At 64.4% G+C, this 15,573-nt stretch carries 16 protein-coding genes and 1 pseudogene; 1 reads left to right on the top strand and 16 read right to left on the bottom strand.

What is annotated here, in order from left to right; all coding sequences use genetic code 11:
• Positions 1-1,143, top strand: a 1,143-nt coding sequence (locus ACYP5B_RS47865; protein WP_459574411.1) for an FAD-dependent monooxygenase, incomplete at its 5' end; no start/stop codon positions are given.
• Between the two features lie 308 nt (positions 1,144-1,451).
• Here the strand turns inward: ACYP5B_RS47865 and ACYP5B_RS47860 are convergent.
• The 16 genes and pseudogenes from ACYP5B_RS47860 to ACYP5B_RS47785 all read right to left on the bottom strand — a co-directional run bounded on the left by ACYP5B_RS47860 (position 1,452) and on the right by ACYP5B_RS47785 (position 15,540).
• Entirely contained in the window at positions 1,452-2,444 is a 993-nt protein-coding gene (locus ACYP5B_RS47860; RefSeq protein ID WP_459574410.1) for a Bug family tripartite tricarboxylate transporter substrate binding protein, read from the bottom strand.
• A 53-nt stretch (positions 2,445-2,497) separates the two neighbouring features.
• Positions 2,498-3,259, bottom strand: a complete 762-nt coding sequence (locus ACYP5B_RS47855) for a cupin domain-containing protein (RefSeq protein ID WP_459574409.1) — start codon at positions 3,257-3,259, stop codon at positions 2,498-2,500.
• A 37-nt stretch (positions 3,260-3,296) separates the two neighbouring features.
• Entirely contained in the window at positions 3,297-4,112 is an 816-nt protein-coding gene (locus ACYP5B_RS47850; protein WP_400094277.1) for a GntR family transcriptional regulator, read from the bottom strand.
• Entirely contained in the window at positions 4,109-5,899 is a 1,791-nt protein-coding gene (locus tag ACYP5B_RS47845) for an acyclic terpene utilization AtuA family protein (protein ID WP_400094279.1), read from the bottom strand. The genes ACYP5B_RS47850 and ACYP5B_RS47845 overlap by 4 nt, the downstream gene beginning before the upstream one ends.
• Before the next feature lie 10 nt (positions 5,900-5,909).
• Positions 5,910-6,677, bottom strand: a complete 768-nt coding sequence (locus ACYP5B_RS47840) for an enoyl-CoA hydratase/isomerase family protein (protein ID WP_400094281.1) — start codon at positions 6,675-6,677, stop codon at positions 5,910-5,912.
• A complete protein-coding gene (locus tag ACYP5B_RS47835; protein ID WP_459574413.1) occupies positions 6,670-7,923 on the bottom strand; it encodes a CaiB/BaiF CoA transferase family protein in 1,254 nt (417 codons plus the stop codon). Before ACYP5B_RS47835 ends, ACYP5B_RS47840 begins: the two co-directional genes overlap by 8 nt.
• A 177-nt stretch (positions 7,924-8,100) precedes the next feature.
• Positions 8,101-9,195 (bottom strand): SMP-30/gluconolactonase/LRE family protein, encoded by a 1,095-nt coding sequence (locus tag ACYP5B_RS47830; RefSeq protein ID WP_459574406.1) that lies wholly within the window; start codon positions 9,193-9,195, stop codon positions 8,101-8,103.
• A 143-nt stretch (positions 9,196-9,338) separates the two neighbouring features.
• Positions 9,339-9,887 carry a 2,4'-dihydroxyacetophenone dioxygenase family protein gene (locus tag ACYP5B_RS47825; RefSeq protein ID WP_459574404.1) on the bottom strand — a complete coding sequence of 183 codons (549 nt, stop codon included), beginning with the start codon at positions 9,885-9,887 and terminating at the stop codon, positions 9,339-9,341.
• 441 nt (positions 9,888-10,328) lie between these two features.
• Entirely contained in the window at positions 10,329-10,823 is a 495-nt protein-coding gene (locus ACYP5B_RS47820) for a YbhB/YbcL family Raf kinase inhibitor-like protein (RefSeq protein ID WP_459574402.1), read from the bottom strand.
• Between the two features lie 208 nt (positions 10,824-11,031).
• Positions 11,032-11,841 (bottom strand): SDR family NAD(P)-dependent oxidoreductase, encoded by an 810-nt coding sequence (locus ACYP5B_RS47815; RefSeq protein WP_400094286.1) that lies wholly within the window; start codon positions 11,839-11,841, stop codon positions 11,032-11,034.
• Positions 11,842-11,869: 28 nt separating this feature from the next.
• Entirely contained in the window at positions 11,870-12,007 is a 138-nt protein-coding gene (locus ACYP5B_RS47810) for a hypothetical protein (protein WP_400094288.1), read from the bottom strand.
• Positions 12,004-12,192, bottom strand: a complete 189-nt coding sequence (locus ACYP5B_RS47805) for an AtuA-related protein (protein ID WP_400094290.1) — start codon at positions 12,190-12,192, stop codon at positions 12,004-12,006. Before ACYP5B_RS47805 ends, ACYP5B_RS47810 begins: the two co-directional genes overlap by 4 nt.
• Positions 12,193-12,268: 76 nt before the next feature.
• Positions 12,269-12,331 (bottom strand): annotated as a pseudogene (locus ACYP5B_RS47800) (hypothetical protein); the annotation flags it as partial.
• 97 nt (positions 12,332-12,428) lie between these two features.
• Positions 12,429-13,586, bottom strand: a complete 1,158-nt coding sequence (locus tag ACYP5B_RS47795; protein WP_459574400.1) for a zinc-binding dehydrogenase — start codon at positions 13,584-13,586, stop codon at positions 12,429-12,431.
• Entirely contained in the window at positions 13,583-14,671 is a 1,089-nt protein-coding gene (locus ACYP5B_RS47790; protein ID WP_400094294.1) for an SMP-30/gluconolactonase/LRE family protein, read from the bottom strand. Before ACYP5B_RS47790 ends, ACYP5B_RS47795 begins: the two co-directional genes overlap by 4 nt.
• Positions 14,668-15,540, bottom strand: a complete 873-nt coding sequence (locus tag ACYP5B_RS47785) for an SDR family oxidoreductase (RefSeq protein WP_459574398.1) — start codon at positions 15,538-15,540, stop codon at positions 14,668-14,670. The genes ACYP5B_RS47790 and ACYP5B_RS47785 overlap by 4 nt, the downstream gene beginning before the upstream one ends.
• Positions 15,541-15,573 lie beyond the last annotated feature (33 nt).

The raw sequence follows: 15,573 nt of genomic DNA, 5'->3' as shown, positions 1-15,573 counted from the left end.
GTGCGGCGCCACGCCGGCCTTGCCTTCGCCGGGAAGACCTTCACGCAGGACTGGCTGATCGTCGACGCGCTGAACGTGCCCAACCCGATCGACCACATCGAATTCCTGTGCGACCCGCGCCGGCCTACGCCGCACATGGTTGCCCCGGGCGGTAGGCAACGCTGGGAGTTCATGCTGCAGCCGGGCGAGACGCGTGAGCAGATGGAGTCGCCAGATAAGATCCGCGAATTGCTCGCCCCTTGGTGCAAGCCGGAGGACATCACGATCGAGCGCACAGCGGTCTACCGGTTCCATGCGCGCATCGTCGATCGCTTCTCCAAGGGCCGGGCCTTCCTGGTGGGCGACGCCGCGCATATCACGCCGCCCTTCGTCGGCCAGGGGCTCGTTGCCGGGCTGCGCGACGTGGCCAACCTGTGTTGGAAGCTCGCATGGGTCGTGCAGGGAAGGGCGACACCCGCCATTCTCGAAACCTACGACACCGAGCGGCGCCCACACGCCCGCTCCATCATCAATCTAGCGCTCCTGATGGGCCGGCTGGTGATGCCGGGCAACAGGCTGGCGGCATTCGCCGTCCATGGCACGATGGCGCTGATGCAGCGCATGCCCTGGGCGCGAGCCTTCTTCGAGGACCTGAAGATCAAGCCGCCCGCGCGTTTCAGGCGCGGCCTGTTTCAGCGCGGCAAGACTCGCGCGAGGCTGGTGCGCGGCGGTTTGCTGCCGCAAGGGCTGGTGCGCCGCGGACCCGGCGCGCCCATCGTGCCGAGCGACGATGTGCTCGGGGCGCGGCTCGTGCTGGCGGGATTCGGCTGCGATCCCGCGCCGCTGCTGGACCGTAGCCTCCTGGCGGCTTGGCGACAGGCAGGCGGCGTCATCATGCAGCTGCGCCATTGCGGGCAAGGCGCGTATCGGCCGCAGGAGGCGCACGAACGGCAGGATGGACATTCTTGGGAGGACATGTCGGATCAGCTTATCCCAGGGGCCGCACCTGTCGGCTGGATCGCAGTCGTGCGTCCCGACCGCACCGTGCTGCACGACGGCCCGCTCGAAGCTGTCGACGACATCGTCCGAGAGTCGCTTGCAATGCTGGGAGAGGGAAGCCCCTTGCCAGACAGCCTGGCTCGCGCGTTGCACGGTGTAGGCTGACGTCGGTTGGACCCGGCCGCGCCGCAGGGCGCTGCTCTACCGCCTACGTGTACATGACGAAATCGACGGGAGGCGGGCAAGTATCCATGGTGCGCACGTAGCCAGCCTCCTGGGGAGGCAGGAGGCTGGCCCGTGCTGCGGACGGCGGGGGCTCAACAACGGGTGTCATCTCATCGCAGATTTGCGCGGTGTTCCCCTGGCGCTGACCGTGACAGGTGCTCTGGTCATCTTCGAAGTCCTGGTCCAGGCAATACCAGCGCCGCCAGGACTTTCCAGCCGAGTGTTCTCGGCGCGGCCGAAGGCGCGGGTCATTCCGGCTGGATACCGGCGGCTTTGATTACCTCAGCCCATTTCGCGGTCTCGCTGCGCACGAACGCTGCCAGCTCTTCTGGCGTCGATGGGGAGGGTTGGCCTCCGGTCCGGCTGAAGTATTCGGTAGCCTCCGGGCGCGCCAGCCCCTGTCGAATCAGCTGGCTCATACGCGCGACGACCGGTTTTGGCGTGGTGGCAGGGAAGAAGGCGGCAACCCAAGCCGTCATCTCGTACCCTGGCAGGCCGCTTTCCGCCATGGTCGGGACATTGCCGAGCAGGGGATGTCGCCTGGACGTGGTCACGGCGACTGCGCGCAGCTTGCCGCTCTGGATCAAGGGCAGGGCTGGATTGATGTCGGAAATCATGAAGTCGACCTGGTGGCCCATCAAGTCGGTCAGGGCCTGCGGCACGCCCTTGTAGGGCACGTGCAGTGCTGCTGCGCCGCTCTTCATCTTGTAGAGCTCACTGGCGACCCGGGTGGAGGAACTGCCGCTGGCGAAGGACATCTTGCCTTGCCGGTCTTTCGCCAGCGTGGTCAGCTCTGCCACCTTCTGCACCGGGCTGTCGGATGGCACCACCAAGACCAATCCGCTCTTGGCGATCAACGACACCGGCGCGTAATCTTTGATGGGATCATACGGCAGCTTCCTGAACAGGGACGCATTGGCCGCGTGGGTGGTATTTGTCGTGATGAGCATCGTGTAGCCATCTCCGGGCGCTGTCGCGACCGCCGTGGCCGCGATGAACCCGTTGGCACCGGGGCGGTTTTCCACGACGACGGACTGGCCGGTCTGGGCAGTGATGATCCGCGCGATGTAGCGCGCGGTGTTGTCCGTGCCACTGCCTGCAGGGAAGGGCACCACGACACGGATCGGTTTGGCCGGATACTCGCTCAGGCCATCTGCCCACACCAGTTGCGACGCCGCGGAGGCTGCGACTAGTCCGGACAGCAGGGCGAGCATGCGTCGCCGGGGAAATCGCTGGATCATCTTGTCTCCTCCCGTATCATGGGATCTGATTGATTCACTTGGTCGAGCTTGCGTCAGGTCAGCGGATCGTGTGCGCGAATGACAATCAGCTCGCGCTTCCCGCCTGCCGATTCGAGGCTGAGTTCCGCACCGTCGGGAACGTAGACCCACTCCCCGGTCCCGGCGGCGAAACGCTCCCCTTCGATGCGCCCGTGGATCGTGCCGCTACGAACGAAGAGCACCTGCTCGGTCTCGCCAAGCCTGTGTGGCTCGGCGCCGCCATCTGGATCAAGGTCGACCATGTAGATGTCGAGAAACCGGGAATCGACGGTCTGGCGTGTGATGACCGGCCTGGCGAGCGCGCCACGGTAGTGCGGCAGCTCGATCGCTTCGGTGCTGATTGGAACGTCGCAGACATCGGCGGCACCGGCCTGAAGGCGTGGGTCGTCCGGGCCGGTCGCGATCACCGCCGCGTTCGGGTTTTCGCTGTACGGCGGAGCGTAGACCACCATCACCTGTACCGGTTCGTCGCCGATGACCTCGAAGCGATGGAAGACGCCGGCCGCGTTGAAGCTCCAGTCCCCTGCGCGCAAGATGCGCTGTTTTCCGGGTAGTTCGCCGATACCCTCGCCGGCGAGCAGGAACGACGCCTGCTCGAGGTCCGGGTGTGCGTGCGGCAACGCGCCTTGGCCCGGGGAAATCGTGCCCAGCAGGACCTCGAGCCGGCGCGCGCCGACAGTCTCCTTGCCAATGATGCGCTGGTTCGCCGTGCCCGTGTGGTTGGCCGGTGCGTACGCGGGCACGTCGATGGCCCTCCGTACAAAGGATGATGTCATTTCGATGTCTCCTCGTTCAAATAGTGAAGTCTGTCGCTCAGCGGCGGCTGTCAGGGATGGCCAGCGCCGGGTAGTGCTCGGTCAGCTTGGCTGGAATCTCCAGATCCAGGATGAAACGGTCGCCGCGGTACCAGAACTGCCCTGCCAGAAGCACATTGCCGTCGACGTCCAGCGTCGATCGGACGATCCTGGCGATTGGCGCCCCGAAGCCATAGGCGAGATCGCGTGCCAGGATATAGTCGGCCGGCTCAACCGTCATGGTCTGCTGCATCATGCCAAGGCGGTCGCCTTCGACCTGGCGCAGCAGATGACCGAGTTTGTGTTGCTTTTCGCCACCGCGGGGAAAGCGGGCAAAGACCGACGAGGCCACATACATCTCGACCAGGCAGAAGGGCGTGCAGCCATGTACATGCAGTTTGCGCACCATCACATAGCTGTCCAGCGGCGTGCCGCGCCGGACCAGGCCCGGCCGCAACGCCACGCCCTCGCGCATTTCCAGGATGCGGATTTCCAACTCGCTGCCATGGGCCGATTCGTCATTGATGGCGGAGCGCAGCCCTTGTCCGGGTTCTGATGGCTGCTTGATGACGTGCGTGCCACGACCGCGCTGGCTGCTGACCAGCCCCTCTTCCGTCAGCGCGGCAAAGGCCTGGCGCACGGTGACTTTGGCGATCCCGTAGGTTTGCGCGAGGCTATCCACGGTTGGCAGCTGCATGCCCACCGGGTACTCGCCCGAAACGATCCTATGTCGGATGACGCTGGCCAGTTGTCGATATCGCGTCACGCCGCCGGTGCCGTCGTCGGCGAGAATGACGCTCTCGTTAGCAGCTGCGTTGGACGCATTCCTCGTCACGACAACAGCTCCCGCGGCACGCGCACCGGCATGGTCAGCAGGATCTGCGCCATGCCCTTGCCGAGCGGATCATTGCGCAGCGACGCCATGCCGCCGCCATCCAGGGCCGACTCGCAGACAAAGTTCATGGCGTCGAAGCCGGGCAGGTCATAGCATGTCACCGGCCCCTTCACCAGGTACCCAAGCCAGTCCGCCACGCGCGCCACCGTCACTTCGGCCCGCAGCACGGGCAGGTACGCCGGCCGGCGGGCGATCAGCCCGATGTTCGAGGTATCCCCCTTGTCGCCGCTACGAGCATAGGCAAGCCGTATCAGCGGAACTTCGACGGTATCGTGTTCCGCAGGGACAGCGCCCGTTTGTTCAGCGACTGCGGGTGCCGCAGGCGCGACCGGTGCCGACGGGCTGCCTGAAGGAATGGTGACGCCGCTGCGTACGCCGTCCATCACCACCGCCGGGGCCAGGGCGCTCTTGTCGAGCAGGAATGCATACTGGCGGATCGATGGCGAGGGACTGGAACGCCCACCAGCCGAGCCCGTCGTGCCCGGCGCCCAACTGGTCCCCGCCGCGGCAATTTCCCGCGCGAACAGTTCCAGCGCCGCCTTCTCGGGATGCATGACCGCCAGCCGCATCACCGCCTCGCGGGTGTGCCGGACGGCGGCATGTGGCCCAAAGCAGGACTCTGCTCCCAGCACCTCGATCCGGGTGCGACTGTAGTCCCCCCACCCGTTCTCCCCGAAAAGCTTGCGCGTGCGGGCGAGGATCGCCTCCGCCGTGCGTTCCGCCTTGGCGACCGCGTCGACGCCAACGATGGAAAGCTGCGCGTTGCAGCGAAAGCCGTCGACATAGGTGGCACAGACCTTGTAGGCATTGCTCGGGGCCCGCCCGCGTGCGCCGCTTACTTCCACCAGGTCCGGTGCGGCCTGCCGAAGGGTTACCTGCGTGAAATCGCAGGTGACGTCTGGCAGCAGGTAGGTGGCCGGGTCGCCGATCTCGTACAGCACCTGCTCGCCGACCGTCGCGGTATTGACCAGTCCCCCGGTGGCGGGGGGCTTGCCGACAACGAAGGTGCCATCGGAACGGCACTCGACCACCGGATAGCCGATGTCGTGCCAGTCCGGGACGCTTTCCCAGTCGGTATGCAAGCCGCCCGTCGCCTGGCACCCACACTCGATGATGTGGCCGGCCAGACTGCCTTGGGCCAGGCGATCATAGTCGTCCGCATGCCAGCCGAACTCGTGCATCAGCACGCCCAGTGTCACGGCACTGTCCACGCAGCGTCCGGTGATGACGATCTGGGCCCCCTGGTCCAGCGCCTGCCTGATCGGCAACGCGCCCAGATAGGCATTGGCGCTGACCACGTGCTCTGGCAAGGGGCGGCCTTGCTGCATGTCTTGCACACCGGCTTCGCGCAGCTGGGGAAGCAGGGGCATCACGTCATCGCCTTCCACCACGGCAATGCGCAGCGTCAGGCCCTGTTCCGCCGCCAGAGCGGCAATGGCCTGCGCACACCCGTGCGGGTTCATGCCACCGGCGTTGCTGACCACGCGGATCCCGCGCGCGGCGATCTCCCCGATCAGGGCCTTCATTGTCACCGTCACGAAGTCGGTGGCGTAACCAAGTTCCGGCTTGCGCAATCGGGCAGCGGCCAGAATCGACATGGTCAGTTCGGCCAGATAGTCGAACACCAGGTAATCGATATCACCGTGGCGCACAAGCTGTGGCGCGCCGACGCTGCTGTCGCCCCAGAAGCCAGAAGCACCGCCAATGCGTACCCTTTTCGCGTCCATTCCCATCTCCCTATCTGCCAGTCCACTTGGGCTGGCGTTTCTCGCGGAATGCCAGCTGGCCTTCGCGCGCGTCCTCGGTCAGTGCAAACAGCCCTATCTGGCTTTCCGTAAACGCCATGGACTGCTCGAACGACATGGTTTCCATATGCTTGAGCGTGTACAGCCCCCGACGGATGGCGGCGGGCGAATTGTTCAGCAGGCGGGTCAGCAGCAAGTCCAGCCTGGCGTCGAGATCGTCGCTGACATCGTTGACCAGTCCTGCGGCCAGCGCTTCCCTCGCGGACAGTGGCTCGCCGCACAGGCAGAGTTCGGTGAGCGTGCGACGTGGCACCAGGTGCTGCAGCACGCTCAGGACCTGCGCGGGGAACAAGCCCAGCTTGACCTCCGGCAGGCCGAAGCGGGCGCCTTCGCTAGCTATCGCCAGGTCGCACATCGCCATCAGTCCCATGCCACCCGCCATGCAGGCCCCGTTGACACGGGCGATCAGCGGCACCGTTGACTGCCTGGCGCAGCGGAACAGGTCGGCCATCCCTTGGTAGGGATCCGCGTAATCGAACGTGAACGATTTGCCGGTCTGCAGATCGGCGCCGGCGCAGAAGGCCTGTTCGCCCGTTCCGGTAATGACCACAGCGCGGATGTCGGCATCGCGATCGGCGCGCAGGATGCCGTCGCGAAGTCCCTGCAGCACCCCCGGCGTGATGGCATTGCGGCGCTCCGGCCGGTTGATGGTCAGGTAGAGTGCTGCGTCCCGGACCTCGCACAGCAGTTCATCATTCATGGGGAGTTTCTCCTTCGGTTCGTTGCGCTTTTGACCCATCCCTGGAGATGCCTGACGCGAACAGCGTATCGATGGCGGCGTTGTCGTAACCGGCCTCACTCAGTACCTCACGGCTGTGCTCACCCAGGCCGGGTGCATGGCGGCGGCTTGTCGGTGGGGTGCCATGCCATTCGCTGGGCACCGCCATCTCCCGGATACGCCCGACGGCCGGGTGGTCCGATTCGCTGAAGAAACCGATATCCCGCAAATGGGGATCGTCCAGCAGTGACTCGAACGTGTGCATCGGAAAGACCGGAACATCGGCCTCCTTGAGCAGGGTGCGCCATTCCTCGGTGGTGCGCTTGGCCATTTCATCGCTGACCATGGCATACAGTTCGGTGATGTTGGCGGTGCGGGTGTTCATGTTGGCGAAGCGCGGATCGGTGTCGTACAACTGCGGCTTGCCGATGACCTGGAGGAAGGCCCGCCAATGATGATCGTGATAGATCAGGCAGCAGACATGTCCGTCCTTCGTCTTGTATGGGCGCCGTTCGGGCGAGAGCAGGCGCGGATAGCCGAAGCCGCCCTTTGCCGGGACGAAGGTCTCGCCATACAGGTGGTCTCCCATCACATAGGGAACCATGGTCTCGAACATGGGGACATCAACGCGCTGGCCCTTGCCGGTGCTCCCCCGTGAATACAGGGCGGCACAGATCACGCCGAAAGCATAGAGCCCCACCGAGCGATCCGCGATGGTGATTGGCAGATATCGAGGACTGTCGCCGCTGCCCAGCGAAACGGCCAGCGGCAGGCCGGTTGCGGCCTGGATCAGATCATCGAAGGCAGCCTGGGGCGCGTAGCGTCCGCGCTGCGAAAAGCCGAACATGCCGACATAGACCAGGCGCGGATTGATGGCCGACAGCGTTTCATAGTCCAGCCCCAGCCGCTGCATGGCCTGCGGGCGCACATTGTAGGCCAGCACGTCAGCATCCCGTACCAGGCAAAGCAAGGCCTCGCGCCCCTCGGGCGCTTTCAGGTCAAGCACGATGCTGCGCTTGTTGCGGTTCAGGCCCAGGAATAGCGGCCCCAGCTTTTCATCGCCGCAGGGACCTATGCCGCGCGTACTATCTCCGGTCGGAGACTCGACCTTGATCACGTCGGCGCCCAGGTCAGCCAGCATCTGGGTAGCGGAGGGCCCCATGAATACTGACGTGATGTCAACCACTTTCACGCCGGCCAGCGGCCCCGTTGTCTCGTCTTTCTTCATATCCATTTCATCTCGGTGGGTCAATGTATGACGGTTGGCCCCGAGGCCACCGTTCCCTGCTTGACCGGTGTTGAGCCGGCAGCCGAGCACATCGTTCTATAAGTCGACGTATCGAATAGGCGGAAGGTAGGTCAAGTGCCGCGCGCTGGCTGACGGGGGAGACATCTGGCCGATGGTCTACTGGGGCCCGCCGTCGAGTTCTGGTATCCGCTTCTTGATTTTCGAGATAGTGTGGATCTTCACCCTTTGCGCCCAGGGACCATCGATGGTGCGCAGATTCTTGCCCAAGAGATGCGCCAGGCCAAGCTCGTCACTGAGCTGCGGAAGAGACGTCTCGATATCGAGCGAGAGGTTGGTGACAAGAACGTCGCCGCCATGGAAGACGAGGCTGTTCGACCAGAGAAAGCCTTTGGGTGCCCCCTCGCGATCGATACCGCCGAAGTCGCCGAGCTTGGCAATCACCCGGCCCCGCGTCGGCTCGAGCACGAGAATCTCGTTGGACTGGTTGCACGCGATCCAGAGGTTGTCGTGCTCATCGATCTTCACACCGTCGGGTCCGCCGCCGATCCGGTTGACGAAGACTTCAGGCGTGCCGGGCTCAAGCGTCGAGCCTGTCAGCGGTATCTTGACAACGATGTCGTTCGCCGTATTGGCGACGAACAAGGCTGTATTCTTGTTGTTGAACGCCAAGCCATTGGCGCCGATGGTCGGTGGGATCCGCGTGGGCTTCAGCAGCGCGCTGGTGACCCATGCCGACGCTTCGCCGCCGTCGGGTCCGACCTTCCAGATGATGCCCTGGTGGGCGTCGGTCACGTAGACGTTTCCGGCGGGGTCGAACGTCAATCCGTCGAGGCCGGGGTTCTTGCCGGTGACCGTCATGAACACGGACGAGGCACCCGTCCTGGGATCGACGCTCAGGACCTTCGCGCCCTTGTAGTCGACGACGAGCAACTGGCCCGTGCGAGGATGGAAGCCGAGGTCAAGCAACAATCGGCTCGAGCCCTTGATGCTGACAGTGCGCAGGTGCTTGCCCTGCGGGTCGAACACAAGAAGCGCACCCTCGCTCGTCCTGGGTTTTTCCACCGCCACCGTGACGACGTAGACGTTGCCTTCGCGGTCCACGGCGATCCCCTCTGGATGCGCCTCCCCCGAGGGCAAAGTGGCGAATGTCTCAACCTTGCCGCGCTCCCAGGCTCTTGCGGCTAGCGGCGTCGCCAGCAACACGAGCAACATCAGCATCGGCAGTATCGGCATCCTCTCGGCTTTGATCATTCTCATCTTGCACTCTCTCAATCTCGCGGATTGATGGATCGTCACTGATTGATCTGATCGGTGTCGTACACGCTGGTCTATAAGGAGCAGAGGAACGGCACCGCGCAGGCCGACGAGCGGCCTGCCATGGTGTAAGTCGCTTTTTATTCCTTGATAACGTCGGCGCCGTTGCCGCGGACGTAGGGCACCGGTCCGATGCCGCGCGCCGCCGCGAGAGTCTGGATCGCGTACTGGATCGAGAGCGCGTCATTGAGCGAGTGGAACGTGCCGTCCTCGTTGAAGCTCACTTGCGCGCCTTCGATCCAGGCGATGGTGATCGTGTCCTCGGTGTTGTCCTCGGGGGTGTAGAAGGTGTGCACCGAGCCACCGGGCTCGTACAGGTAGGAGCCCGCCGTTTGCGGCTGGTCGGGGTACTCGCGATACTTCCAGCAGCCCTGGATCGTCCACACCTGCGCCGTACCGGTGTGGTAGTGAATCGGCAGGGAACAGCCGGGTTCCACGATGGCCATGAAGACCCACTCTCCGCGCTCCGGGTCCAGGCGCAGCGGCTTGATGTGGATGCCCGGAAAGACATCCTTGATCAGCGGGATCTGCTCGATGTTGACGGTCAGGAGCTTGTCCTGCGGCAGGGCGGGCAGCGGCAGGAGGGCGCCGGTAGACGTGGTGGGCCGCGCGAGAATTCTTGCATTCATGGGTTGTCTCCGTTTGTTAGAGGAGGTGAAACAGTGGACGGAAACCGTCCTTTGATGAGGCGGAAGAGGCACGCCGGTCCGGCGGGAAACTCAGAGCTGCGGCGGCAACGCGCCGGAGGAATAGAAGCATCCAGCGCAAAGGTGAAGCCTGGCTAACCGCTGCCGGGCCTGCATGTCACTGAATACTCCTAAAGTTCTAATGTTGGAAGTTTAGAGGCTGCGGAAGGTTTTTTCTGCCCCTTGTTTACCCTAGGGACTGAATCAGGGCCTTTAGCCTTGCTTGCGCTCGCTAGGTGCCCGCCGTTGGGGTTCGGCGATGGGGGGTACCGTTTTCAATGTGGACGCGGGGATGTCGATCTCTGAGACTTAGCGGTCACCCCGATACCAGGTAACGCCGGCGTACCTCACGTTGTCTTTGCCGTCGACCACGCGCCGCGACATCTAGCGTTTGTAGAGGCCGGTCAGGGTAGCCGTGGCGAGCGTGTTCTGGTAGATGAAGAAGCGCACCACAGCGTTGGTCGGGTTGGCCGGCAACCCCAGCTTGGGCACGCCCAGCGCGTGCACGGTGAAGATGTAGCGGTGCGCGGGCAAGCCCATGGGCGGGCAGGGACCGCCGTAGCCGATGGCGCCGTAGTCGTTGGCCACCTGGGTGCCGCTGGCGCCCAGGTCAGTGCCGTCGCTGGAGCCCGGGCCTGCGGCGAGCTGGGTGACGGACGAATCGATGTCGAACAGGATCCAGTGCCAGAAGCCGCTGCCGGTGGGCGCGTCCGGGTCGTACAGCGTCAGCGCGAAACTCTTGGTGCCTTCCGGCGCGCCCTGCCATTGCAGCGCGGGCGAACGGTTCTGGCCGGTGCCGTCGTAGCCATCGAACTCATGCACCAGTTGCAACGGATCCTGATCCTTGAATTCAGGCGATGTTAGTGTGAAGTTGCTCATGCCATTTCCTTTCACTTGATTTTGATAATCAGAAAGCCATATCGCTTGGAGGTGCCTGCGGCCTCCGGACGATCCCATCGCCGTCAGCACACCTCGAACAGGCTGGTGGCACCCATGCCTTGCGCATTCTCACGCGTCTTGTGTTTATCGGAACTGGTATCGATGGCGCGGTCGCCCCGCGTCGGCCAACAGCCCTTTGCGAGCCACATCATACGGACAGGTGCGCCGTAGCCCGGGCATAGGCAGCGCCCATTTCCGTGATTGTCGGTTTGCGGCGTAGCGTCAGGCCGCCACTGACCTGCAGGTCCTGTCCCGTCATGAAGCACGCGTCGCTTGCCAACCACAGCGCCGCTTCGGCGACGTCGTCCACAGTGTCAATACGTCCGAGCGGATAGCAGGCCTCGAAGGCCTGCAATATTTCGGGGATGTTCAGGGCGTCACCCGACATCGGCGTGCGAGTGATGCCAGGAGAGATTGAATTGGCGCGAATTCCGAATTGGCCGAACCCGTTGGCCACACAGCGTACGACATGGGCGGTGCCAGCCTTGGTGCCCATATAGGCGGCATGGTTCTCGAGCATGATCGTCGCGGTCGCCGACGAGATCATGATGATCGAGCCCCCCGGTGTCGGATTTTCCCTCATGGCTTTCACGAGCGCCTGCATGAACTGAAACGGCGCCTTGAACTGGAGACCCATGATCGCCTGTAGCTCTTCCTCACTCGTGTCTTCGAACGGCCGGAGAAGTCCCCAGCCCGGGGCGTTGATGCCGACATCGACGCGGCCGTAGCGCTCGCGCGCGAAGGCGACGAGCGCATCGATGTCTTCCTTGCGCGTGAAGTCGCAAAGCCGGCTGGCGCCTCCGATTTCGCTGGCCAATTGTTCCAACGGCTCCGCGTGTCGTCCAGCCACAACCACGCTGGCGCCCTCGTCGGCGAAGCGCCTGGCAATGCACTGCCCCATGTTGTCTTTGCCTGCCGCGCCGACCACAATTACGACCTTACCCTCAAACCTCATCATGAAACTCTCCACTTGGCTGTGTTCTTTCTCATGTCGAGAGCAGAGGCAGCACGCTTTCGCGCAGGCCGCGCTCGCGCTCAATCCAGTAGTCCGCGCCGAAGCCGGCGCAGACCGCCCCGACGGCGTCGCGGATCGCGCGCTGGTCGTCGGAGAAATCGAAATTCACGACGGCAGTTCGTGCAGCAGGCTCTCGGGCAACTCGACCGGCATGTCGAGCAGCATCTGCGCCATGCCCTTGCCGAGCGGATCGTTGCGCAGCGGCGCCATGCCGCCGCAGCCCAGCGCGCGCTCGAAGACCAGGTTGACGGCATGGGTGCCGGGCAGCTCGTAGCGGTAGACCGGCCCCCGCACGATGTGGCCGAGGTACTCCTTGACGCGTTCGGGCGGTCACCTGCTCGACGAGCACCGCCACCAGTTCAGGACGGCGCGCGATCAGGCCGATGTTGGAGGTGTCACCCTTGCCGCCGCTGCGCGCCCACGCGATCTGCACGGACGGCACGCTCTTGCGCGGCCCGGCGGATGGCGCGCCTGCGGCGCTCGCCAGCGGTTCCGGCGCCCGTCCTCGTTGAAGCTGACTTTGAAAGAGGTCATGAGCATAGATCCTTGTTCGGGCAGACCAGATACTTCGCGGCAGTGGCGCGCTTGCTGTAGATGGCGATCTCTTCGCGGCTTAACGCCTGCGCCAGCGACACGTCCTTGGTGTACGCGCTCGCGAAGGTCGTCTTCAGGTTCGACGCCACGCGCTGCTTCAGGCGCTGCACGGTCTCGGCGCCCGCCTTTTCCAGGAAGTACGTGAGCAGCCAGCCGCCGAAGCTCCAGGCCATGCCGAAGCGGCCGCGCTCCAGGACGGCCGGGCTGCCGTCCAGCAGCCCATACGAATAGACCTGCTTGTGTCGCGGCGAGCCATAGGGGCTGAAGGCCGCCATCTTGCGCGCGAGCGAGGCTTCCATCGCGGTCAGGATCTGTCCGGCGAGCCGGCCGCCGCCCACGGCGTCGAACGCGATCGTCGCTCCGGTGGCGTCGATTGCGGCGCGCAGGGCTTCTTCGAAGTCCTGCGCGCTCGTGTCGACGACGAGCTTCGCGCCCTGCGAACGCAGCAGCGCGGCCTGCTCGGGCTTGCGCACGACGTTGACGAGATCGATGCCGTCTTCGAGGCAGATGCGGTTGAGCATCTGGCCCAGGCTCGACGCCGCCGCGGTGTGCACGAGCGCGCGATGCCCTTCGCTGCGCATCGTCTCGACCAGGCCGAGCGCGGTGAGCGGGTTGACGAAGCTCGAGGCGCCGTCGGCGGGCTCGGTGCCGTCGGGCAGCACCAGGCACATCTCGACGGGCACCGCCCGGTATTGCGAGTACATCGAGCCGCCGATCACGGCCACCGTCTTGCCGAGCAGGGCCTGTGCGGCCGGCGAATGGCCGGCAGCCACCACCACTCCGCAACCCTCGTTGCCGATCGGCAGCGATTGGCCGAGGCGCGCGGCCATGTTGTGCAGCGCGCCGGTCGGCACCTGCCCAGTGACCACGGGCCGGGACGCGCTGCCGGTGGCGCGCAACGTATTCAGGTCCAGGTCGGCACTGGCGAACAGCAGGAGTTGATCGGACGGGTTGATCGGCGCGGCTTCGACGCGCACGAGCACCTCGCCGTCGGCAGGTTGCGGAACCTCGAACTCGGCCAAGGACAGCTCAAGTTCGCCATTCGTCTTCAGGAGCGAGCGGATCTGCAACGCTGTGCGCGGAATGGCTCTCATTTTTTTCTCCAAAGGAAGTCCGGACCTTCCGGTATCCTCATCTTGATTTTCGAGACCGTGTGGACCTTCACCTGCTGAGCCCACGGTCCATCGATCGTCCTCAGATTCATGGTCTTGAGATGCGCCATGCCAAACTCGTCGGCAAGCTGCGCAGCGACTGTGCCCAGATCCATCGACAGGTTGGTGACAAGAATGTCGTCACCGTGCAATGCGAAGGTATTCGGCCAGAGAAGGCCTTTGGGTGCCCCGTTGCGATCGATGCCTGCGAAGTCGCCGAGCTTGGCAATCACCCGGCCCTGCGTCGGCTCGAGCACGAGAATCTCGTTGGACTGGTTGCACGCAACCCAGAGGTTGTCGCGCTCGTCGATGTGCAGACCGTCGGGCCCGGCGCCGACGCGGTTGACGAAGACTTCCGGCGTGCCGGGTTCGAGCGTCGGGCCGGTCAGCGGTATCTTGACGATGGTGTCGTTCGCTGTATTGGCGACGAACAACGCTGTCTTCTTGTTGTTGAACATCAGGCCGTTCGCACCGATCACCCCCGCCCTCGGCTTGAGCAGCGGGCTCGTGACCCATGCCGACCCTTCGCCGCCGTCCGGCCCGACCTTCCAGATGATGCCCTGGTGGGAGTCGGTCACGTACGCGTTGTCGGCGGCGTCGAACGTGATCGAGTTGAGGCCCGGGTTCACGCCCGTCACCGTCATGAACACGGAGGAGTCACCCGTCTTGGTATCAACGCTCAGGACTTTGCCGGCCTTGTAATCGGCCACGAGCAACTTGCCCGTCCGGGGGTGGAAGTGGATGTCGAGCAGCGATCTGCCCGAGCCCTTGACGGCCACAGTGCGCAGGTGCCTGCCCTTGCGGTCGAACACCAGGAGTGTTCCCTCGCTTGACGCCGGTTTTTCCACCGCCACCGTGGTGACGTAGACGTTGCCCTCGCGGTCCACGGTGATCCCCTCGGGATGCGCCTCTCCAGCAGGCAAGGTAGCGAATGTTTCGACTTTGCCGCGCTCCCAGGCCGTGCTGACGAGTGGCGTCGCCAACAGGGGCAGCAGGACCAGCACCGTCCGGGTGATGTTCATTCTCATGTCGCAACTCCCGGATTGGTCGCAAACGGATCGCCCAGTCCGCCGTCCCCCAACACGGCGTCGAAGCGGCCCTGAACGGCGGGCAGCATCTCCGGGTGCGTGAACACGTAGAAGCGCTCGATGCGGATCGCATCGAAGGTCAGTTGAGCAACCTCGGCCGCGGTGATCTTGTTGGAAGAGACATCCTTCTCAAACTGCGCCTTGGCCGCCAACTGCAACGCGCTCGGCGCCGCTGCGTTGGCAAGATCGGCCGGGCGATTGCGTTCCGACTGTGCAATCCCCGTGGGCACGAAGCCCGGGCAAAGCACCGACACGCCGATGCTGCTCTTGGCGAGCCGCAGGTCGTGATACAGCGTCTCGGTTAGCGCCACGACGCCGTGCTTGCTGACGTTGTAGACGCCCAGCAGCGGCGGGCATAGCAAGCCGGCCACCGATGCGGTGTTGACGATATGGCCGGGCTCGCCCTGCGCATTCGCAGCGAGCATGCGCGGCACGAAGTGGCGGACGCCGTTCACCACGCCCGTGAGGTTAACGCCCATCACCCATTGCCAGTCGGCTTCGGTGGTTTCCCACAGCAGTCCGGAGCCGCCGACGCCGGCGTTGTTGAACAGCAGATGCACATTGCCGAACTCGCCGAAAGCGACATCAGCGAGGCGCTGCACTTGCTCGCTCTTGGCGACATCCACTACCTCGGCGATCGCCCGCGTGCCGGCGGCTTGCATCTCCGCTGCCGTCGAATCGAGAGCATCGCGCTGCACATCGGCGAGCACGAGGTTCATGCCCAGTTGGCTGCCGATGCGCGCGAGTTCGCGGCCGAAGCCGCTGCCCGCGCCGGTGATCACCGCGACCTTACCTGCGAAGTTGTCCATGACTGTTCTCCTCTTTCCGGTCAGGAACCGGCG

The sequence above is a fragment of the Cupriavidus sp. 8B genome, assembly GCF_054589115.1.
The sequence above is the reverse complement of the archived record's forward strand: the minus strand, read 5'-3'. Positions and strand labels throughout refer to the sequence as shown.